Here is a 19,892-nt window from a genome sequence, read left to right as displayed (position 1 = left end):
CTCTAATAAACAGTTCCAATCCACTCCGGTATTAGCCTTCAATGCGGGAGGATAAGCAGGTTTGCGGATGCTGTCCATCCCCTTTTTCTTTAAAAGAATGACATAATCGTCTCTCATAATTAGTACCGATATAAGACTGTAAGTATTTATTATGATAATAATTTGCAACAACGCTCTGTGCTACTGTTTCCTTCCTTTATTTGTCTAAAAAAGCCGTGCCATCTTCATAAAGATGAAGGTCACAATCATGGCCGCGATACACAACCCTCCCGCAAAGATGGTGCCTAACCCGCCAGAGGCTAGGAACATACCGCCGGTATTCATCCCAAAGAAGCCCGTTACTAATGTGGCAGGGAGCATAAGGGTCGTCACAATAGAGACAATGCATAGGCGGCGGTTTGTTTCTTCAGCTTGGCTAGAGGCAAGCTCATCTTGCAGCGAACGCGCGCGGTCTTGTAAAGCGATGAGGTCATCCAACGCAGCATGAATCTGTCGCTCGGCACGGTCACGCAAATCATCCTCCGCCCAATCGGGGAGGTCGAGATCTTCATCACGCAATACACGGTCAATCGGCATGACAACGCGCCGCAGCTCTGTCGCACGGCGGCGCACTTTACCTACAATCCCACCAAGATGCCCAAGGTCGGAGCCATGCTCAATAGCTAAGAGGACATCTTCCGCGCGGTCTAATTCATCATCAAGCTGGCCCAGTTGGCGGCGTACCGTCCCGGTAAAGTCCCTCAAAACACGGTCTATAACCCCAGCGGGATTACGCGGGACACCTTGTGTCTGTAAGGAGCGATAAGCCGATCCTAAAACAGGGATGGGCGTGCGGCGCGTGGTGATGAGCAAATTTTGCCGCATCGCAAACCGCCATGCACAAATCTCGCGATCTTCCTCCGCTAACGCATCATCAAAAGCCGGTAAAGCCCCCCAAACCGTATCATCCGCGGCTTCCAACGCAATGCCGTAATCCGTCTCTGCTAACATCATGCCAACATCTTCTGGCATACCGGGCAAACGCCCTACATGGCTGCGTGCAGAGCGATGAACCGTATCAAAATGCAGCCAACACCATGAGTTCGCCTCTAACAACACATCATTTTCTGGGTCTTCCACAGCGGGAGATTGCAAAATACGTTGGACCTCATCGGCTTCCAACGGGGTGATGCCCTTCCCCGGCACAGCCTCAATCGCCCAAACAAGCCCTTTAATGCGTGGGACGGAATGAGCCTCCTTTAAAGCAGGGTCCAGCACTGTAAAAGAGAAAGTCGGAACAGTATTGTCGGGCATAACCACCCCCATTACAGTTTTTAACCCGGACCGAAGGCACGGCCATCCCTCCCTCTGGGAGGTATAACGCCCCTTATTTAAAAGCGCGCTTTGTTCTCTGGCACGTTGCTAAATAGGACGCAATATAGGGAGGCTTATTTTCTGCTGGAAACTCTTAACCTCCTCTCCTTCCCACCGACTATGCAAGGCTCTATAGTTATGAGGTCCAAAAACAGCAAAAAGCTGAGGAACAATAAATGAGTAAACAGGATTACAAAGTCCGCGATATGTCCCTTGCCGATTGGGGCCGTAAGGAAATCTCCATCGCAGAAGGGGAAATGCCGGGCCTGATGGCTCTGCGTGCCGAATATGGCAAAAGCCAGCCGCTTAAAGGCGCGCGGATTGCTGGCTGCCTGCATATGACCATTCAAACCGCTGTCCTTATTGAGACACTCATCGCCCTTGGGGCAACGGTCCGTTGGTCCTCTTGCAATGTCTTCTCCACCCAAGACCAAGCCGCCGCAGCCATTGCTGCAGCAAATATCCCCGTTTTCGCGTGGAAGGGGATGAATGAGGAGGAGTTCATTTGGTGTATTGAGCAGACCATCAAAGGCCCTGATGGCTGGACACCTAATATGATCCTTGATGATGGGGGGGACCTTACAACCCTCATGCACGAAAAATACCCCGACCTTCTCAAAGAGGTTCGCGGTATCTCTGAAGAAACCACAACAGGCGTGCATCGCCTTTGGGAGATGGAACGCAAAGGGCTGCTGAAAGTCCCTGCTATCAATGTTAATGATAGCGTGACGAAATCGAAGTTCGATAACCTTTATGGGTGCCGCGAGAGCTTGGTTGATGCCATCCGCCGCGGGACTGATGTTATGATGGCTGGCAAAGTCGCTGTCGTGGCTGGTTATGGTGATGTGGGTAAAGGCTCTGCCGCCTCTCTGCGGAGTGCTGGCTGCCGTGTGCTGGTCACAGAGGTAGACCCAATCTGCGCCCTTCAAGCTGCTATGGAAGGGTATGAAGTCGTCACGATGGAAAATGCCGCTCCGCGTGGGGATATTTTCGTCACCTGCACCGGTAATGAGGACATCATTACCATTGAGCATATGCGTGAGATGAAAGACCGGGCCATTGTCTGCAATATCGGGCATTTTGATAGTGAGATTCAGGTCTCTGCCCTGCGCAACCATAAATGGACCAACATTAAACCACAGGTTGATGAGATTGAGCTTGCCCCTAACCGCCGCTTAATCCTCCTCTCTGAAGGGCGTTTGGTGAATCTTGGTAATGCAACAGGTCATCCCTCTTTTGTGATGTCTGCCTCCTTTACCAACCAAACCCTTGCACAGATTGAACTTTGGAACGCTAAACCCGGCCAATATGAAGCGGGGAAAGTGTACACATTGCCAAAGATTCTTGATGAAAAAGTCGCTGCCTTGCATCTCGCAAAGGTCGGAGCCACTCTCTCTAAGATGACGCAAGCGCAAGCTGATTATATCGGTGTTTCCCCAACAGGGCCGTTTAAGCACGACCTGTACCGATATTAATCACTACTATCAGTCATGCTCCTTGCTTTCATATAAAAATGAAGGCAAAGAGCATGGCCCAACCTTTTCACTCCTATTTGAAGGAAGGACTACATCATGGGTCTTTTTAACGACATCGTCTCCAAAGTCTCGCACTTTGCCAAAAGCCTGCTTGGCACGTCCCCTGCGGAAGCCGCTGACAATGCTGCACCATCTGCCACGCCTTCTGTTGCGCAAGTCGATGTAGATGCTGTTCTAAAAGAGCTGGCTGCTAAGGCAGGACAACCTTTGAACTATAAAGAATCGATTGTTGATCTTCTCAAGCTCCTAGGGCTCGACAGCTCCTTACAGGCTCGTCAGTCCCTAGCTGATGAGCTGCATTATACAGGCGATAAAAACGATACCGCCACGATGAATGTATGGCTCATTAAGCAAGTTTACACCGAGCTTGCTAACAATGGTGGCAAAATCCCCGCTGGTTGGGGCCATTGATAATCAACACCCCCTTATAACCTTACCTCTTTAACAAAACCCCCTCTATCCAATCAGAATAGAGGGGGTTTTTTTTACCATTTAGCTTAGGGTCAAATATCCAAAAGCAAACGGCGTGGGTCTTCAATCAACTCTTTTAACCGCACGAGGAAGCTTACCGCCTCACGTCCATCAACAAGCCGATGATCGTAAGAGAGGGCCACATACATCATAGGCCGGATGACCACCTGCCCATTGCGGGCAACAGGCCGCTCCTGAATTGCATGCATACCCAACACCCCAGATTGCGGGGCATTAAGAATGGGCGTGGAGAGCAACGAACCAAAGATTCCACCATTCGTGATGGTAAAGCTCCCCCCTTCTAACTCTTTAAGAGCAAGGCCACCTTTACGGGCCCGTTTCCCATAATCGGCAATGCGTTTCTCTAGCTCCGCAAAGCTCAACGTCTCTGCATGACGCAGAACAGGCACCACCAAGCCGCGCTCTGTTCCCACAGCAATGCCAAGATTAACATGATCCCGATAGACAATCTCTTGGCCGTCAATCTGTGCATTTAGGATAGGATAATCCTTTAAAGCCCCTATAACAGCGCGAGCAAAAAAGGACATAAAGCCCAATCGGGCACCTTCATGCTTCTTCTCAAACAAATCCCGATATTGAGCGCGCAATTCCTTCACCGCGCTCATATCAACCTCATTAAAGGTTGTAAGAATAGCCGCGTTATTTTGCGCCGCCTTTAAATTACGGGCGATGGTTTGGCGAAGGCGGCTCATCGGTACGCGCCGTTCTCCTTCATTCCCCTCAGCCACATGCTCTATGAAAGGTTCTTTCTCTTGCCTATCATCTTTCACAGATACAACCTCTTGAGGGGCGGGAGAGGCCGGTGGGGCATCATCAACCACCGCAAACGCAGGCTCTGGGGCGTGTTCATCCACCGTCTCTTTTGGAGCAACGCGCGGTGGTGGTGCTGTCTCATCAATAAGAGCAACAACCTGCCCAACATCAACATCAATGCCCTCAGCAAGGTCATATGTTAATTGCCCTGCCGCTGGTGCGGGGACATCTAGGGTCACTTTATCCGTCTCTAGCTCTAAAATCGTTTCCCCAGCCTGTACATATGTACCAGACTGCTTGAGCCAACGTGCCACGGTTGCCTGATTTAGGCTCTCCCCAAGCACAGGGACCTTAATTTCAACCGTCACCTTATGTCTCCTGCTTTTTTAGAACTTGAAAAACGGGTTTTACCCCCCACTTGCCAGAAAAGGCCTCGCATTTCATTCCCTTATATCTCCTGATGAGACAATAGGGTAAAGCCTTCTCTTACTTTTTTCATCTTTCTTATAGGAAAAGACCATGCCACGCACACCCCCTGATTTCCTTCAATCAGACCATATATCAGCCCGCACGCGCTCTGCGCTGTTACAACGTATGGAGGATGAACAAGGCAAGAGAGAGCATCTCTCTGCATCATCTTTCGATTGTTTAGAGCAAGTTTGCGATGATATTTTGCCACAAAGCTCTCTGCTTGGTGATGTTCACCTTAACCTTGCTGTTATGATTGATAAAACCCTCGCCGGGCCGGGTGATGGGTGGCGTTTTGCCGACCTCCCAACTGACTTAAAAGCTTGGGAGATGGGCCTAGCTTCTCTTAATGATTACGCTCAGCATCTTTTTAGCACCTCTTATACAGCCTTAAAGGCTGAAGATCGTGGCTCTCTGCTTGATGATGCTTTTGCAGGCACATTACCAGCTTGCTCTTCCGCTGCTTTTTCCCCTGCCCAGATGGCTTTGTGGAGTGGGGATATGCGCACGGCGATTGTATCGTCTTTTCTGGCGCATCCTATAGCGCAAGATAAGCTTGGTATTTCTGCCAATATGACCGGTGGAGATAAGGAAATACAAGGATTTTCGGCTCATAGCTTAGAGCAAAAAGAAGCGTTTGAGCCTGAAAATGAACGCCGTTTTTTGAATCGGAATCATCCATAAAACATGGTGGGATAAAGGGCTATATGTGAGAGAAAAGTTCCATCCGTAGAGGGTTCAGCTTTAAAGCGAAAATGACGTGAAATCATAGTGTGCGTGAGAAGAAAGACCGACAACACAACATTTTAATTTATAAAATTATAAATTGATGATGTGGTTAAACCCTGTGAAAACTGGGGTACCCGGCTTTCTAAAAATGTACCCCAGCTTACTCACACTGTGTACAACTTCACTAAGCAAGAAGACTCAAGGCCTCTAGGATGTTATCCTTCTTTTTCCACAATGGGCCTGTGTACAATCCCCTTTTTATAAGGGAGTACAGTACCGTCCCCAGTACTCGGTACCGCTCTCATAAAAGCCCGTACAATCCCCATGTACCCCAACCTAAACCACTTTATCCATAAGGTGATGGACATAGTTTGATGACGCAGAACATGATGAATGATGTTTCACAACAAATTGCTGATGTTGTTGTTATCGGTACAGGGGCCGGTGGTGCCCCTCTTATAGCGCGGCTGGCCCAAGCAGGGCGAAAGGTCGTAGCGTTGGAAGCAGGACCGGCTTTTCAAGCGCGGTCCCATACGCCTGATGAGCCAACCGCGCAGGAGCTTTATTGGCTGCATGAGCGGCTCTCCGGTGGGAAGACCCCACAAGCCTTTGGTGGCAATAATAGCGGGACGGGCCTTGGGGGCTCTTTGCTTCATTACGGGGCATTTTTACCACGAATGGATAAGCGGGAGTTTCATCTCTATAGTGAGACTGGCCAAGGGGTTGATTGGCCCTTCGGTGCTGAGGAGATTCAACCTTATATAGAGGAGGTTGAACGCTTTATCGGGGTCAGCGGCCCGGCGCATTATCCGTGGGATGAAAGCCGCCATTATGCCTATCCCCCTTTGGCTCCTAATGCAGCAGCCCTTAAAATGCGGAAAGCGTGCGATAATGTAGGGTTACGCCATGCGGATGGGCCTGTAGCTGTGATTTCGCAAGGGCGTGAGCAGCCTCATTTTGGTCATCGTGAAGGGTGTGTTAATTGCGGGGCCTGCCATCAAGGTTGCCGCAATGGGGCGAAATCAGGTGTTGATAATACCTATCTACCGCTAGCTTGCGCTCATGGGGCGGAGCTGCGTCCCGGCTGTATGGCAACAGCTTTTGAGCGTGATAGTCAGGGGCGGATTACAGCTGTCATTTATGTAAAAGATGGGCGAGAAGAACGGCAAAAATGTAAGGCTGTTGTTCTTGCCGCTGGGGCGGTGGAGACGGCTCGCTTATTACTGCATAATGGTCTGGCCAATAGCTCCGGCCAAGTGGGGCGGAATTACATGACACATGTCTCCACCCAAGTGTGGGGCGTGTTTGATGAGGAAATCCGGCCGAATAAAGGATACCCATCCCTTACGATTACTGAGGATATGCTTCGGCCTAAGGATGCGGATTTTGCGGGGGGCTATTTGCTGCAATCCCTCGGTATGATGCCTCTGACATGGGCGGCAAATCTTGTGCGTGCTGATGGGCGGCGTGGTGAAGCTTTAAGCCAAACTTTGGCCGCCTATAATTATAGTGCCGGTATTGGGATGCATGGGGAGAGCCTCCCACGGGAGGAAAACCGCGTAACCCTCTCGGAGGAGAAAGATGCTTTTGGCCTGCCAAAACCGCGCATTGATTACAGTTATGGCCCTAATGAGGAGGCCATGCATCGCCATGCTACCCGTCTTATGGTGAAGATGTGGGAGTCGATCGGGGCGAAGGATATACGGGTCATAAGCCGTGCTGCCCATATGATTGGCACATGCCGTATGGGTAAAGATGCAGGCTCTGCGGTGGTTAATCCCTATGGCCGTAGTTTTGATATTGAGAATCTATGGATAAGCGATCACTCTACCTTCCCTAGCTCTGGGGCGGCTAATCCTGCTTTGACCATTATGGCACTTTCCTTACGAACAGCGGATGCGCTGCTAAAGGTTGTGTAAGTATGATGATGTTAAGTGAGAGGGGGCGTCTTGACAGTATCGGCCCCTTTCACTTAATGAGGAGTCGGACCTTATGGAGGCGGCGTCCTGCCCAGCCTGCCGGGTCATTCCCTTCGCACCGGAAGGCAGTTTTGCCAGTCTTTCTTTAGAGAAACGTCATTTTGCTTGTCTCTATTGATTGGTAGTATTTGGGGGCCTTTATTGGCCCTTAGTCTGGACTTCCGTTTTCTTTCCTATTTTCACCCTTCGTGAGAGGGGCTTATCAAGGCGCATCATTTCATGCATCTCGCCGAATTGAAGAAGAAATCTCCCGCTGATCTATTGGCTTTTGCTGAAGAATTGGAGGTTGAGAATGCCTCATCCCTGCGGAAGCAGGATATGATGTTCGCTATTCTCAAAACTCTTGCCGAGCGTGAACAGGCTATTTACGGCGAGGGCACTCTTGAGATTTTGCCGGATGGTTTTGGCTTCCTTCGTAGCCCAGAGGCAAACTACCTTCCCGGCCCTGATGATATTTACGTCTCCCCTGCGCAAGTGCGGCGTTTTGCCTTGCGGCCGGGTGATACGGTGGAAGGGGAAATCCGCGCCCCACGGGATGGCGAGCGTTATTTCGCCCTGCAAAATGTCAATACGATCAATTTTGAAGCTCCGGAGCAAGTTCGCACGCGGATTAATTTTGATAATCTAACACCGCTCTTTCCTGAGCGTCCTTTGCGGATGGAGACAGAGCAGCAAGATGCTGTTAATGCCGCCCCTGCCCCAGCAAAAAGCAAGGGACGGGACCGTAAAGACCAAAAAGATTATACCTCCCGCGTGATTGACCTTGTCGCTCCTATTGGGATGGGCCAGCGTGCGTTGATTGTCGCCCCCCCGCGGACGGGTAAGACGGTCATGCTGCAAAGCATTGCGGCCTCTATCTCGGCAAATCATCCTGATGTGTTCCTCATTGTTCTGCTTATTGATGAGCGACCTGAGGAAGTGACAGACATGGCCCGCTCTGTGCGTGGTGAGGTTGTGTCCTCCACCTTTGATGAACCCGCTCATCGTCATGTGCAGGTGACGGAAATGGTGTTGGAGAAAGCCAAACGTCTTGTTGAGCATAAGCGCGATGTGGTCATCTTGTTAGATTCCATCACACGTCTTGCGCGTGCCTATAACACGGTTGTGCCGTCATCTGGTAAGGTGTTGACCGGTGGTGTGGATGCTAATGCCCTCCAACGGCCTAAACGCTTCTTCGGTGCGGCGCGTAATATTGAGGAAGGCGGCTCCCTTACCATTATCGCTACAGCCTTGATTGATACAGGCTCCCGTATGGATGAGGTCATCTTCGAAGAGTTTAAGGGTACAGGTAACTCCGAGCTGATGTTGGATCGTAAATTGGCTGATAAGCGGACCTTCCCCGCTATCGACATCACCAAGTCCGGCACGCGTAAGGAGGAGCTATTGGTGGATCGTGCCTCCCTCTCCAAAATGTGGGTCCTTCGCCGTATCTTGGCTCCCATGGGCACGATGGATGCTATGGACTTCCTGCTTGATAAGCTGCGCTATAGCAAGACAAATCAGGATTTCTTCGATGCGATGAATAACTAGATTATTATAGTTAGTAAGTTGCTGCAAAAAAGGCAGGCCCTCATTAAGGGACCTGCCTTTTTTATAACGGGTCTATGTTAGTGGGCTGTCCTTCAATGAGGGATCAACATATGGAGCAGGCTGGCCACCAGAATAATGGTGACCGTGCCCGCTATCCAGAGGCTGAGGAACCAGCCTAGACGCTTACAAAAAGAAGTGGGAACCTTCTTTGCATCATATGTGATGAATTTAGTGATATCCATCGGCTTTGGTGACCTTTCCACGAAAGAGATAGTAAGAATAAATTGAGTATCCTGTAATGATAGGGAGCAAGATAACGGTCCCAACAAGTTGGAAGAGCTGGCTGGGAACAGGTGATGCTACATCCCACAGGGTTAATGTTGGGGGAACAGCGTAGGGCCAGATGGTGATAGCTAGCCCCACCAAACTTAGTAGGAACCATCCTATAGTGCAGAGGAAGGGTGTAATAGTGTGGTCTTTATCCAAACTGTGCCACATCATAAACCCAAATAGGGCTACGAGTAGCGGGACAGGCAGGCCGAACAGAATGTTCGGGAAAGCAAGCCAGTGATGAAGATAGGGCGCATGGAGGAAAGGCGTCCAACAGCTAACGGCAATGATGCAAAGAAGCATTAGGATAGATAGCCGTTTAGACCAACGGCGGCATTGTGCTTCTAGCTCATCGGATGTGCGCCAGACCAACCATGTTGTGCCTAAAAGGGCATAGCCGATGATGACAGAGAGGCCACAGAGAACACTAAAGGGTGTTAGCCAATCCATTGGGCCACCGGCAAAAGCACCGTCATGAGTGTGGATTCCTTGGACATAGCCCCCAAGAATACATCCTTGGCAAAAGGATGCGAGCATGGAGCCTGCCATGAAGCCCTTGTTCCAGAATGTCCGGTAACCGGGGGAGTGCGCCATGATGCGGAACTCAAAGGCAACACCACGGAAGATTAGGGCACCCAGCATGATGATGATGGGAATATAAAAAGCGGGTAGTAATGTACTGTAAGCACCGGGGAAAACACCAAATAATGTAGCACCCCCTAAAACCATCCATGTCTCATTACCATCCCAGACAGGGGCAATGGTGTTGATCATAACATCGCGGTGCTCTGGCTTTTTCTCAAAAGCAAAGAGCATACCAATGCCTAAGTCAAAACCATCCAGAATGACATAGATAGAGATGGCTAGAATGACGATGAAAGCCCAGATGAAGGGCAAATAATAAGCAAGACCGGACATGTCAGGGCACCTCTTTGTTATGAGAGACCGTATGGTGATGACTACCTAGAATCATGGTGTCATCATGAGTGTTATCGGTGGCTTCTGGGGCGGTTCTGAGCAGACGGACGAGCATGAGAAGGCCAGAGCCAAAGACAAAAACATAAATCACGACAAAAAAGAGCATGGAGAAAGACAGGCTAGAGAGAGCAAGGGGTGAGGCACTGTCTTCTGTGCGAAGTAAGCCGTACACAGTCCATGGTTGGCGGCCTACCTCGGTGGTGACCCAGCCGCAGAGCAATGCAACAAAGCCGGCCGGGGCCATGATGAGCATTACCCGCAAGAAGAGTGGATGTGTAAAAAACCGTCCCCTATGGCGTAGCCAGAGTGACCATAAACCACAGAGCAGCATAATCCCTCCCAAGGCAACCATGATGCGGAAGGAGAAGAATACAATTGGCGAGGGGGCCCGTTGGTCTGCTGGATAATCTTTTAACCCGGGGACCTTGCCATTAATGTCATGGGTAAGGATGAGAGAGCCAAGTAGTGGGACACTTATGGCATAATCTGTATGCTCGGTCTTCATGTTCGGGATGCCAAAGAGCAGTTCGGGAGCCCGTCTCTCACTTATCCAGTCTCCTTCTATCGCTGCAATCTTAGCGGGTTGATATTTCAGGGTATTTAGCCCGTGCATATCACCTGCCAAGATTTGGAGCGGGGCTGTGGCGACAATCATCCAAAGGGAGAGGGAGAACATAAGGCGGACTGTACTATCAGCCTGTGTTTTGTTCTTTTTTGCTTTGAGTAGATGCCACGCTCCAGCCGCCGCTACAGTAAAGGCGACAGAGAGCATAGCGGCCAGTCCCATATGGATGATCCGATAAGGGAATGACGGATTAAAAATAATGGCCAGCCAATCTTTTGGTAAAAAATGGCCGGTTTCAGGGTCGATGATATAGCCTTGCGGGGTTTGCATCCATGAGTTTGACGCAAGGATCCATGTCATGGAGATGAGTGTTCCCGTGGTGACAGCACAAGTGGCAAAGAAGTGCATTTTGCGCCCAACTCGGTTTAGCCCGAAAAGCATAACACCAAGGAAGCCTGCCTCCATGAAGAAGGCTGTCATAACCTCATAGGAGAGTAGAACACCGGTGATCGGTCCTGCTTTGGCAGAGAATCTAGCCCAGTTTGTGCCGAATTCGTAAGCCATAACGATCCCGGAGACGACACCCATCCCAAAGACGATTGAAAAGACCTTCAACCAATATTTAAAGAGATTTAAATAACGATTATCAGTCGTTCTTAACCACATCCCTTCAAGGAATGTGAGAAAGACAGATAGTCCGATTGAAAATGCAGGAAATATTATATGTACGCCAACGGTAAGTGCAAATTGTATTCGTGCGATTATCAGGGGTATATTATGGTCGGTAACCATAAATAATCGTTCCTTTCCGTTAAATTAGGAAGACTTCATATTTTTCGTTATTGGACTTATGAGACATTATAAAATTGGTTTTATTTTTTCTGTGATAGGTATTGTTTATGTAAAGGATATCGGTACTTGTTAAATGCCTGTTTTTGGCGGATGAGGCAGGTACGAAAAAGCTATTATTACAATTTTGTATGGAGCTTATAGGGTATGTTTTATAACAGCCCGTTTTTACGGGGTGAGTATCTCACGCTCTAAGTCGAGCAGGAAGGCTTTGCTCTCGGCTCCGTCAAAGCCGCTGTAATCGCCGTAGTTTTTGCCATGAGAGGGCAATACGCGATGGCAGGGGATGAGGATAAGCAACGGGTTGCGCGCCACGGCTTGGCCGATGGATTGCGGGCTACCGCCGATGCTGCGGGCTAGCTCGGCATAGCTGCGGGTTTGACCGTAGGGAATTGTGCGTAAGGCAGCCCATACGCGCTCTTGATAGGCTGTGCCACACAGCATGAGCGGGATGGATTGGAAATCCACCACTTTGCCATCAAAATAATCCTGCATCATGTCTCGTACCTGAAGCAGGAGCGGGGTCTCACTCTGGTCGCGTCCCCAGCCTTCATCAAGGGAGACGATGCGCCCGTCTTCTTCGCTAAGAGTGAGGGCACCTAGGGGGGAATGAAAAGAAAGCTGTGGCATAAGTTCTAAGCTGCCTGTTTTAGCGATGAGCGTCAATTCTTTCTACAAAACGCTGCTTTTCTGGCAGGAGTGCTGTATGAAAGGCGGCATGAACATATCTGGCGCATCCACTCATACAATTTTTGCTATAGCGACAGGCCCCGTGCAGGGGGCGATTGCGGTTATGCGGGTAAGCGGGCCGGAGAGTGGTAAGATTTTAAAGGCATTATGCGGGGCTTTACCGCCGCCGCGTCACGCTAGCGTGCGGGCCTTAACATATGAGGGGGATGTGTTAGACCATGCCCTTATCTTATGGTTGCCGGGGCCGCGCTCTTATACAGGGGAAGATAGTTTTGAGCTGCACCTCCATGCTGGCCCGGCGATTATAGAGGCCGTAGCGCAGGCTCTTGTGCATCTTGGTGGCCGCCCTGCTGAGCCGGGGGAGTTTACCCGCAGGGCTGTCCAAGCGGGGCGGATGGATATTCTCCAAGCGGAAGCGATTGCGGATTTAATTGAGGCGGAAACACAAGCGCAGCGTCATCAAGCCTTGCGGCAAGCTGATGGGGCATTAAGCCAGCTTTATACAGGATGGGCAGCGCGATTGCGGCAGATTTTAGCCCAACAGGAAGCGTTGATTGACTTCCCCGATGAGGAGCTTCCCCCAGAGGTGGAGGGTGCCCTTATAGAAGAGTGTCGGGCTTTAGCGCAGGAGATGCAGGCTCATCTTGCTGATGAGCGGGGCGAGATTGTGCGGGATGGGTTGAAGATTGTTCTCGCTGGGGCCCCAAATGTCGGGAAGTCAAGTTTGCTTAATGCTCTTAGTGGGCAGGATGCAGCCATCGTGACGCAAAAAGCTGGCACAACGCGGGATGCGATAAGTGTTGAGTGGATGATTGAGGGGATTCGGGTTCGCTTGATTGATACAGCAGGGCTACGCGAGACAGAGGATGAGATTGAGGCTGAAGGCATCCGCCGGACCATGCAGCATGTGGAGAAGGCGGATGTATTGTTTCATCTCGTCGGGCCGGGGGATGAGACGCCTTTGCTTGCCCCTCATGCTGTAAAATTACGCACCAAGACAGACCTGACTCCGACTCAGGGAGGTGAACTTGGGGTGCATACGCAGGATGAGGCCGGTTTAACCCCCTTGCGTGAATGGCTAAAAGCACATCTTGCCACGCTTATGGCACAACGTGGCACACCGCCTTTAACGCGGGCGCGCCATCGTGCAGGGTTGCAGGAGGCGCAGCAGCATCTTACCCATGCGTTGGAGGCCTCATGGCCGGAGGTACGCGGGGAGGAGTTGCGCTTAGCAATGCAGGCTATAGGGCGGCTGACAGGCCATGTGGATGTAGAGGCCCTGCTCGATACAATTTTCGGCCAGTTTTGTATAGGAAAGTAACATTACGGCATGAGTACATCACATACGCAACGCTATGATGTTATCGTCGTGGGGGGCGGCCATGCAGGGACGGAAGCCGCCGCCGCCGCGGCCCGTTTTGGGGCAGACACATTGCTTTTAACCCATAAGCTGGACACGATAGGCAGCATGTCGTGCAACCCAGCGATTGGGGGCATTGGTAAAGGCCATCTCGTGCGGGAGATTGATGCCTTTGATGGCCTGATGGGCAAAGCAGCGGACCAAGCGGGGATTCATTTTAAGCTGCTTAATCGCTCCAAAGGGCCGGCGGTGCATGGCCCGCGTGCGCAGGCGGATCGGTCCTTATACCGGGCGGCGATTCAGGGGCTTTTGGCCCAAACCCCTCATCTGACCATACTTGCCGGGGCTGTGGGGGATGTGATTGTCGAGCAAGGTCATGTGCGCGGTGTGGTGTGTGAGGATGGCCGCCGCTTTATGGCGGGGGCTGTTGTGTTGACGAGCGGGACCTTCCTGCGGGGGGTGATTCATACAGGGCGGGTGAGCCGACCAGCGGGGCGTATTGGGGATGCCCCTGCGACGATGCTCGGTGAGCGGTTGGAGGCTTTGGGGTTGAAGATGGGGCGGTTAAAAACGGGCACCCCCCCGCGCCTTGCCCGCGAGAGTATCGACTGGGAGGCCCTGCCTGCTGATGAGGGAGACGTGCAGCCAGAGGCATTTAGTACACTCACCACCTCTTTGCCGAATAAGCAGATTTCGTGCCGTATTACCCAAACAACGCCACAAACCCATAAGATTATTGAGGAGAATCTCCATCTCTCTGCCATGTATGGGGGGGAGATTACCGGGCGGGGGCCGCGTTATTGCCCGTCTATTGAGGATAAAATTGTTCGTTTTGCTGGGCGCGATAGTCATCAAATCTTTTTGGAGCCAGAGGCCCTACCGGGCAATCCGGGTGGGGATTTAGTGTATCCTAATGGCATTAGCACCTCTCTCCCAGCGGAGGTCCAAGAGCTGATGATTGCCTCTATGCCGGGGTTGGAGCAAGCGCGCATCGTCACACCCGGCTATGCGGTGGAGTATGATTATGTGGACCCGCGAGAGCTGAGGCCTTCTTTGGAGTTACGCGCCCTTCCCGGTTTGTATTTGGCTGGGCAGATTAACGGGACAACAGGGTATGAGGAAGCCGGGGCGCAAGGGTTGCTCGCTGGGCTGAATGCGGCCCGCGCTGTAGGGGGGAAGGAGCCGCTTACATTAGGGCGGGAGGAATCGTATCTTGGTGTGTTGATTGATGACCTCACCCTCCATGGCATTAGCGAGCCTTATCGGATGTTCACCTCACGGGCGGAATATCGTTTGTTATTGCGGGCAGATAATGCGGATTTACGCCTCACTCCGAAGGCGATTGAGGCTGGCTGTGTTGGGCCAGAGCGTGAGGCTGCGTTTAAGGATACGGTGTGTCAGATTGAGGCGGCGATGGAGCAGGCGCGTCAGCCGGTTTTTCTGCCCCAAGATTTGCGCGCACATGGGATTGAGGTCTCCCAAGATGGGCGGCGGCGCAGCTTGCTGGATGTATTAGCCACACAAGCTGATGAAGCACAGCTTGCCCAGCTGGCCCCGTGGTTTGCGGCTTTGCCGTTGCGCATTGGGCGGCATGTGCAAACAGAGGCCCGCTATGGGGGGTATCTGCGCCGGCAAGAGCGGGAGATTCAGCAACTTAAAAGTGAGGCTTCCCTTCGTTTGCCGGAGGATTTGGATTACGGGGCGATTGGGGGGCTAAGCCAAGAGATGCAAGAGCGATTAAGTGCAGCCCGCCCGGTTGATTTTGCAGCCGCTGGGCGTGTGCGTGGTGTTACCCCTGCGGCTTTGATTGCGCTGCTGGCTTATATGAGGAGCCGTCCCTAATGCACCATGTTTCACATGAAACTGAAGCGAAGCTCGCTCACTTCACCCAGCTTTTAACGCGCTGGAATGAGAAAATTAACCTCGTAAGTCCTAAAGATATTGCCCATCTTCGCCAGCGGCATATTGAAGATAGTCTCCAACTTGTGCCGTATGTGCCTGAAGGGGCAAGGATAACTGACCTTGGCTCAGGCGGGGGCTTTCCCGGTTTGATTGTCGCTATAGCAACGGGTAATCCTGTTACGCTAATTGAGTCTGACCAACGCAAATGCGCCTTTTTACGCGAGGCCGCGCGGGAATGTGGGGCGCGTGTTAGTGTGCTGGCAAAACGGATCGAGCAAGCTGTGCTAGAGCCTGCCGATATTATCACCGCTCGTGCCCTTGCCCCCCTGCCCCAACTTTTAACGTGGGCGCGGCCTTTGTTAAAAGAGGATGGCTATTGTTTGTTTTTAAAGGGAAGAAAAACGCCAGATGAGTTGACCAAAGCCCGCTCTGACTGGCACATGCTATATAATAGCTTCCCTAGCCATACAGACCCCGATGGGGTCCTTCTCAAGATTAGTGATTTTAGACGTGTCTAAGCCTTCCTCTCACACTGTGCATATTATCGCCATTGCCAACCAAAAAGGTGGCGTGGGCAAAACAACAACCAGCCTGAACTTGGCGGCTGCCCTTGCGCGGCGTAAGCGTGTCTTGTTGGTGGACCTTGATCCCCAAGGCAATGCCTCAACAGGCCTTGGTTTGGAGTATGATGAGCGTGGCCGCGGCACATATGGTGCTTTGTTGGAGGATGAGCCCGCAGAGACGCTCCTCCGCAAAAGCGTGGTGCCAAAGCTGGATGTCATGCCCGCAAATGCCGACCTTGCTGGGGCCGAGCTGGAGATGATCGACCAAGACCGGCGGGAATATCGGTTACGGGATGCACTACAACCATTACTACATCGTTACGATATTATCTTAATTGATTGCCCCCCAAGCCTTGGGTTGCTGACATTAAACGCCCTTGTTGTGGCGCAAAGTGTGTTAGTGCCTTTGCAATGTGAGTTCTTTGCTTTGGAGGGGATTAGTCAGCTTGTACGCTCGATTGAGCGTGTGCGTTTGGCTTTTAACGCGGACCTTCATTTAGAAGGGATTGTACTGACGATGTTTGATACGCGTAATAATCTCTCCACCCTTGTGGCAGAAGATGCGCGCGGCTTTTTTGGGGAGCAAGTCTTTAAGACGGTCATCCCGCGCAATATTCGTATTTCCGAGGCGCAAAGCCATGGTCAGCCTGTGTTGGATTATGCCCGCTCATCTACCGGGGCGCAGGCTTACGAAGCTTTAGGGGATGAGCTGCTAAAACGGCTGAAGAAGAAAGGCTGAGCATCATGGCAAAAAAAGCATCACCATCATCGCGTAAGTTAGGGCGTGGGCTTGCTGCATTGCTGGGAGACCAAGCTCCTGATTTAGCGCGTGCGGGGGCCCCGCAAACAGAGGCCCGTGCATCATCTCAGCCGGGGAGTTTGGGGGTGGACCTTCTCTCCCCTAGCCCGTTTCAGCCGCGGCGGGATATGAATGAGGAGCGTTTGGCCGAGCTTGCGGATTCCATTCGCTCACGCGGGGTGATTCAGCCTATTTTGGTGCGACCAGACCCAGAGCATAAGGGGCGGTATCAAATCATCGCGGGGGAACGCCGTTGGCGGGCCTCACAAAAGGCGGGTCTGCATGAGGTGCCCGTTTATATTCGTCAGCTTGATGATACCGATGCTATGGCCGCGGCCATGGTGGAGAATCTCCAACGCTCGGACCTAAACCCGGTGGAAGAAGCCATGGGATTGCAGCGTTTGTTGCAGGATTATAGTCTAACTCAAGAGGAGCTTGCTGGGGCGATTGGGAAGTCTCGCTCGCATATTACAAACACAATGCGCTTGCTTAATTTGCCCGAGCCTGTGTTGGTTCAGTTGCGCGAGGGGGCTTTAAGTGCTGGCCATGCACGGGCTTTATTAAGCCATCCTGAGCCTGTAGCGGGTATGGCGGAGGTGCTGTCCAAGGGGCTGAATGTTCGGCAAACGGAGGATATGGTTGCGCGGTTGAATAAGGCAGAGTCGGCCGCGGTTAAAGCAGCGCACCCCGCCCCAGAGATCACACGTTTGGAGGAGGATTTATCAGCGCGCTTTGGCCTGAAAACGCAGATACGGTTTAATGGCAAAAGTGGCTCTTTGAAGATTAATTATTCCTCATTAGAGCAATTTGAGGCCTTGATGGCGCATCTTACACGCTAAAATGTAATCTTTTTGTCAGGAATGGCGTAAAAGCTCTTGCTCGCTTAGCAGTGGTCTGATAGAGGAAGGGCATCGGTAAGCGATTGTGGGCACATAGCTCAGTTGGTAGAGCAGCTGACTCTTAATCAGCGGGTCCTAGGTTCGAGCCCTAGTGTGCCCACCACAATCGGCCATTTTCTCCTGCATGATGAAGGATGTTTATGGCTCCGTTCCTCCTTAAAACAATTCTTTCCGCTATCTTGATAGCGTCTATTGCTACAGTTGGGCGGCGTCTGCCTGCTTTTGGTGCGTTGATTGCTTCACTCCCGCTTGTTTCTGTTTTGGGGATGATGTTTCTGTGGGTAGAAAAGCCTGACCGGGCGATGATGGAAACCCATAGTGAGGCCACCTTTTGGTACGTCCTGCCCTCTCTCCCCATGTTTTTGCTTATTCCGGCGTTATTGAGGCGTGATTGGCCTTTTTGGGGCAGCTTGGCTGTGGGATGTGTTATGACTATCGTACTTTATACGGTAATGGTGTGGTGCGCGCGGCGTTATGGGATTGCTTTATAAAATAAATAAAAACAGTTATGAGGTCTTGGTAGAAGTAGGACCGTAGGGCGTCTAACCATTCGTTAAAAAAGCCTATTTATTATGAGGCACTTTATGCGGGCGGGTTTATCATAAGCCTGTTATGGAGGAGCAAGACAGGCTATGATAGACGCATTAAAAACGATGAGAGTGCTATGCGTGTAAGCGAGTTCATGCCCCAACCAGTTGAGGGACGGCACCAGCCAGTGATAGCCTTGGTTGGGTGTGATGGAAGTGGGAAATCCACAATAGGGGAGGCTTTGCTGGCGCAGTTAAGGGCAGAGCGGCCAACAGCCTTTTGTCATTTAGGCAAACAGGCTGGTAATTTTGGCCGTGCTCTGGATTCTGTACCCTTTCTTGGCCCTTATGTAAGGGGTAAGTCCAAGAAGGAAACCGCAAGAACGCAGTCTGGCAAGCAAGCAAGCGCATTAGCGGCGATCTGCAGTTTTATATTCTCTATGCGGCGTATTGTGCGTTTTGGGTGCATGCGTGTTAAGCATGAGCGTGGCTTGGCTATTTTGACGGACCGTTACCCACAAAATGTCGTTCCCGGCCCTATGGATGGCCCTTCCCTCGCGGCATTGAACCGGGATGGTATGGGGATGCGCTTATTTAGCAAGATAGAGCGAGCCCTTTATGGTCGTATGGCGCGCTTTCGCCCTGATGTGGTGATTCGCTTAAATGTGGATTTGGCTACAGCGTTGCAGCGCAAACCGGACCATGTGCCTTATAAGCTTGCGCGCAAGATTGAGGATTTGAGCCAAGTTGAGTTTGCCGGTGCGCCGATTGTGGATATTGATGCCACCGCCCCTTTGGCAGAGGTACTCACCCAAGCGAAGGAGACTGTAAGGAAGGTGCTAGCCCTTTACCCTGCTCCCGCCACGCAGCGAGTAGATAGGTCGAGCCATAAAAATGGCCGGCGGGCAGGCATATTGGTGGCTTTGGTAGGGTGTGATGGCTCTGGCAAATCGAGCATTAGTGAATATTTGGTGGAACATTTCGCCACTGAAAAACCAATGCGCTATGGCTATCTTGGCTTAGGCTCTGGGGATTTAGGCCGCCGGATTGGTCGTTTGCCACTTATTGGCCCTGCTGTGGAGAAGAAGCTGAATAGCAAGGCTAAAAAAGCGCGCACAAAGGGGGAGAAAATCCCCGGTATGCTAACCGCGATTGTGATGTTTACCTTCTCTGCGATCCGGTATCGGCGGTTTTTGCGGGTAAAGCGGGCGGTGGAGGCTGGGTTCTTCGTGGTAACGGACCGGTACCCTCAAGCGGAGATTTCCGGTCATCAATGTGATGGGCCGGGTCTTTCTACTGCATATAGCCATAATCCTTTTATTCGACTCCTCGCATGGTTGGAGCGCGGGCTTTATCGCAAAATTGCACAATTTAAGCCGGATCTTGTGATTTTACTGGATGTGGATGCGGAGACGGCCTTTCAGCGCAAGCCAGACCATGACAAAGAGGCCATGCAGGCAAAAGCAACACTCATGCCGCAGATTACCTTTAATCATGCTCAGCTAGAGGTGATTGATGCACGGCAATCATACGAAGCCGTGCAGGAGCAAGTGGTCACTCTGCTACGTAAGCATAACCTTATCTAAAGGCT

Annotated in this window: 17 protein-coding genes and 1 tRNA gene; 13 read left to right on the top strand and 5 right to left on the bottom strand. The window is 51.5% G+C overall.

Annotation, left to right across the window (positions count from 1 at the left end; all coding sequences use genetic code 11):
- Positions 1-204: 204 nt before the first annotated feature.
- Positions 205-1,293, bottom strand: coding sequence for a CorA family divalent cation transporter (locus tag GM556_RS08140; RefSeq protein WP_155579782.1), 1,089 nt, complete (start codon positions 1,291-1,293; stop codon positions 205-207).
- 236 nt (positions 1,294-1,529) lie between these two features.
- On the opposite strand from GM556_RS08140, the gene ahcY reads away from it, so the two are divergent.
- Positions 1,530-2,828 (top strand): adenosylhomocysteinase, encoded by a 1,299-nt coding sequence (ahcY, locus tag GM556_RS08135; RefSeq protein WP_155572501.1) that lies wholly within the window; start codon positions 1,530-1,532, stop codon positions 2,826-2,828.
- A 96-nt stretch (positions 2,829-2,924) separates the two neighbouring features.
- Positions 2,925-3,299, top strand: coding sequence for a DUF3597 domain-containing protein (locus GM556_RS08130; protein WP_155572502.1), 375 nt, complete (start codon positions 2,925-2,927; stop codon positions 3,297-3,299).
- Positions 3,300-3,391: 92 nt separating this feature from the next.
- Here the strand turns inward: GM556_RS08130 and sucB are convergent, their stop codons facing one another.
- A complete protein-coding gene (sucB, locus tag GM556_RS08125) occupies positions 3,392-4,501 on the bottom strand; it encodes a dihydrolipoyllysine-residue succinyltransferase (protein WP_370513615.1) in 1,110 nt (369 codons plus the stop codon).
- Between the two features lie 151 nt (positions 4,502-4,652).
- On the opposite strand from sucB, the gene GM556_RS08120 reads away from it, so the two are divergent.
- From GM556_RS08120 to rho, 3 genes are all read left to right on the top strand, one after another.
- Entirely contained in the window at positions 4,653-5,285 is a 633-nt protein-coding gene (locus tag GM556_RS08120) for a gluconate 2-dehydrogenase subunit 3 family protein (protein WP_155572503.1), read from the top strand.
- A 419-nt stretch (positions 5,286-5,704) separates the two neighbouring features.
- On the top strand, positions 5,705-7,249 hold the full coding sequence (locus GM556_RS08115) for a GMC family oxidoreductase (protein WP_230873358.1): 1,545 nt from the start codon (positions 5,705-5,707) through the stop codon (positions 7,247-7,249).
- Between the two features lie 279 nt (positions 7,250-7,528).
- Complete coding sequence (gene rho / locus GM556_RS08110) at positions 7,529-8,839, top strand: transcription termination factor Rho (RefSeq protein WP_099026616.1); 1,311 nt, start codon at positions 7,529-7,531, stop codon at positions 8,837-8,839.
- 228 nt (positions 8,840-9,067) lie between these two features.
- On the opposite strand, the gene cydB is transcribed toward rho, so the two are convergent.
- The 3 genes from cydB to GM556_RS08095 all read right to left on the bottom strand — a co-directional run bounded on the left by cydB (position 9,068) and on the right by GM556_RS08095 (position 12,191).
- Positions 9,068-10,087 carry a cytochrome d ubiquinol oxidase subunit II gene (gene cydB / locus GM556_RS08105; protein WP_155572504.1) on the bottom strand — a complete coding sequence of 340 codons (1,020 nt, stop codon included), beginning with the start codon at positions 10,085-10,087 and terminating at the stop codon, positions 9,068-9,070.
- 1 nt (position 10,088) lies between these two features.
- Positions 10,089-11,504: a cytochrome ubiquinol oxidase subunit I gene (locus GM556_RS08100; RefSeq protein ID WP_155579781.1), complete on the bottom strand. Its 1,416-nt coding sequence runs from the start codon at positions 11,502-11,504 to the stop codon at positions 10,089-10,091.
- A 225-nt stretch (positions 11,505-11,729) separates the two neighbouring features.
- Positions 11,730-12,191, bottom strand: a complete 462-nt coding sequence (locus GM556_RS08095; protein WP_155579780.1) for a methylated-DNA--[protein]-cysteine S-methyltransferase — start codon at positions 12,189-12,191, stop codon at positions 11,730-11,732.
- Between the two features lie 88 nt (positions 12,192-12,279).
- On the opposite strand from GM556_RS08095, the gene mnmE reads away from it, so the two are divergent.
- The 8 genes from mnmE (at position 12,280) to GM556_RS08745 (ending at position 19,887) form a co-directional block, all read left to right on the top strand.
- Positions 12,280-13,572: a tRNA uridine-5-carboxymethylaminomethyl(34) synthesis GTPase MnmE gene (mnmE, locus tag GM556_RS08090; RefSeq protein WP_230873357.1), complete on the top strand. Its 1,293-nt coding sequence runs from the start codon at positions 12,280-12,282 to the stop codon at positions 13,570-13,572.
- A gap of 9 nt (positions 13,573-13,581) precedes the next feature.
- Positions 13,582-15,453: a tRNA uridine-5-carboxymethylaminomethyl(34) synthesis enzyme MnmG gene (gene mnmG / locus GM556_RS08085; protein ID WP_155579779.1), complete on the top strand. Its 1,872-nt coding sequence runs from the start codon at positions 13,582-13,584 to the stop codon at positions 15,451-15,453.
- On the top strand, positions 15,453-16,031 hold the full coding sequence (gene rsmG / locus GM556_RS08080) for a 16S rRNA (guanine(527)-N(7))-methyltransferase RsmG (protein WP_155572509.1): 579 nt from the start codon (positions 15,453-15,455) through the stop codon (positions 16,029-16,031). The genes mnmG and rsmG overlap by 1 nt, the downstream gene beginning before the upstream one ends.
- Positions 15,991-16,815 (top strand): ParA family protein, encoded by an 825-nt coding sequence (locus GM556_RS08075; protein WP_155579778.1) that lies wholly within the window; start codon positions 15,991-15,993, stop codon positions 16,813-16,815. The genes rsmG and GM556_RS08075 overlap by 41 nt, the downstream gene beginning before the upstream one ends.
- A gap of 5 nt (positions 16,816-16,820) precedes the next feature.
- Positions 16,821-17,714 (top strand): ParB/RepB/Spo0J family partition protein, encoded by an 894-nt coding sequence (locus tag GM556_RS08070; RefSeq protein ID WP_155579777.1) that lies wholly within the window; start codon positions 16,821-16,823, stop codon positions 17,712-17,714.
- A gap of 87 nt (positions 17,715-17,801) precedes the next feature.
- Positions 17,802-17,877 (top strand) — tRNA-Lys (locus GM556_RS08065).
- Between the two features lie 37 nt (positions 17,878-17,914).
- Complete coding sequence (locus GM556_RS08060) at positions 17,915-18,265, top strand: DUF3147 family protein (RefSeq protein ID WP_370513395.1); 351 nt, start codon at positions 17,915-17,917, stop codon at positions 18,263-18,265.
- 191 nt (positions 18,266-18,456) lie between these two features.
- Positions 18,457-19,887: a hypothetical protein gene (locus tag GM556_RS08745; protein ID WP_230873356.1), complete on the top strand. Its 1,431-nt coding sequence runs from the start codon at positions 18,457-18,459 to the stop codon at positions 19,885-19,887.
- Positions 19,888-19,892 lie beyond the last annotated feature (5 nt).

Source organism: Bombella sp. ESL0378, assembly GCF_009725845.1.
Classification (GTDB): Bacteria; Pseudomonadota; Alphaproteobacteria; order Acetobacterales; family Acetobacteraceae; genus Bombella; species Bombella pollinis.
The sequence above is the reverse complement of the archived record's forward strand: the minus strand, read 5'-3'. Positions and strand labels throughout refer to the sequence as shown.

Excerpts from the sequence above, each read along its gene's own strand:
- GM556_RS08140 (WP_155579782.1), bottom strand. The coding sequence starts at position 1,293 with ATGCCCGACAATACTGTTCCGACTTTCTCTTTTACAGTGCTGGACCCT.
- ahcY (WP_155572501.1), top strand. The coding sequence starts at position 1,530 with ATGAGTAAACAGGATTACAAAGTCCGCGATATGTCCCTTGCCGATTGG.
- GM556_RS08130 (WP_155572502.1), top strand. The coding sequence starts at position 2,925 with ATGGGTCTTTTTAACGACATCGTCTCCAAAGTCTCGCACTTTGCCAAA.
- GM556_RS08120 (WP_155572503.1), top strand. The coding sequence starts at position 4,653 with ATGCCACGCACACCCCCTGATTTCCTTCAATCAGACCATATATCAGCC.
- GM556_RS08115 (WP_230873358.1), top strand. The coding sequence starts at position 5,705 with ATGACGCAGAACATGATGAATGATGTTTCACAACAAATTGCTGATGTT.
- rho (WP_099026616.1), top strand. The coding sequence starts at position 7,529 with ATGCATCTCGCCGAATTGAAGAAGAAATCTCCCGCTGATCTATTGGCT.
- cydB (WP_155572504.1), bottom strand. The coding sequence starts at position 10,087 with ATGTCCGGTCTTGCTTATTATTTGCCCTTCATCTGGGCTTTCATCGTC.
- GM556_RS08100 (WP_155579781.1), bottom strand. The coding sequence starts at position 11,504 with ATGGTTACCGACCATAATATACCCCTGATAATCGCACGAATACAATTT.
- GM556_RS08095 (WP_155579780.1), bottom strand. The coding sequence starts at position 12,191 with ATGCCACAGCTTTCTTTTCATTCCCCCCTAGGTGCCCTCACTCTTAGC.
- mnmE (WP_230873357.1), top strand. The coding sequence starts at position 12,280 with ATGAACATATCTGGCGCATCCACTCATACAATTTTTGCTATAGCGACA.
- mnmG (WP_155579779.1), top strand. The coding sequence starts at position 13,582 with ATGAGTACATCACATACGCAACGCTATGATGTTATCGTCGTGGGGGGC.
- rsmG (WP_155572509.1), top strand. The coding sequence starts at position 15,453 with ATGCACCATGTTTCACATGAAACTGAAGCGAAGCTCGCTCACTTCACC.
- GM556_RS08075 (WP_155579778.1), top strand. The coding sequence starts at position 15,991 with ATGGGGTCCTTCTCAAGATTAGTGATTTTAGACGTGTCTAAGCCTTCC.
- GM556_RS08070 (WP_155579777.1), top strand. The coding sequence starts at position 16,821 with ATGGCAAAAAAAGCATCACCATCATCGCGTAAGTTAGGGCGTGGGCTT.
- GM556_RS08060 (WP_370513395.1), top strand. The coding sequence starts at position 17,915 with ATGGCTCCGTTCCTCCTTAAAACAATTCTTTCCGCTATCTTGATAGCG.
- GM556_RS08745 (WP_230873356.1), top strand. The coding sequence starts at position 18,457 with ATGCCCCAACCAGTTGAGGGACGGCACCAGCCAGTGATAGCCTTGGTT.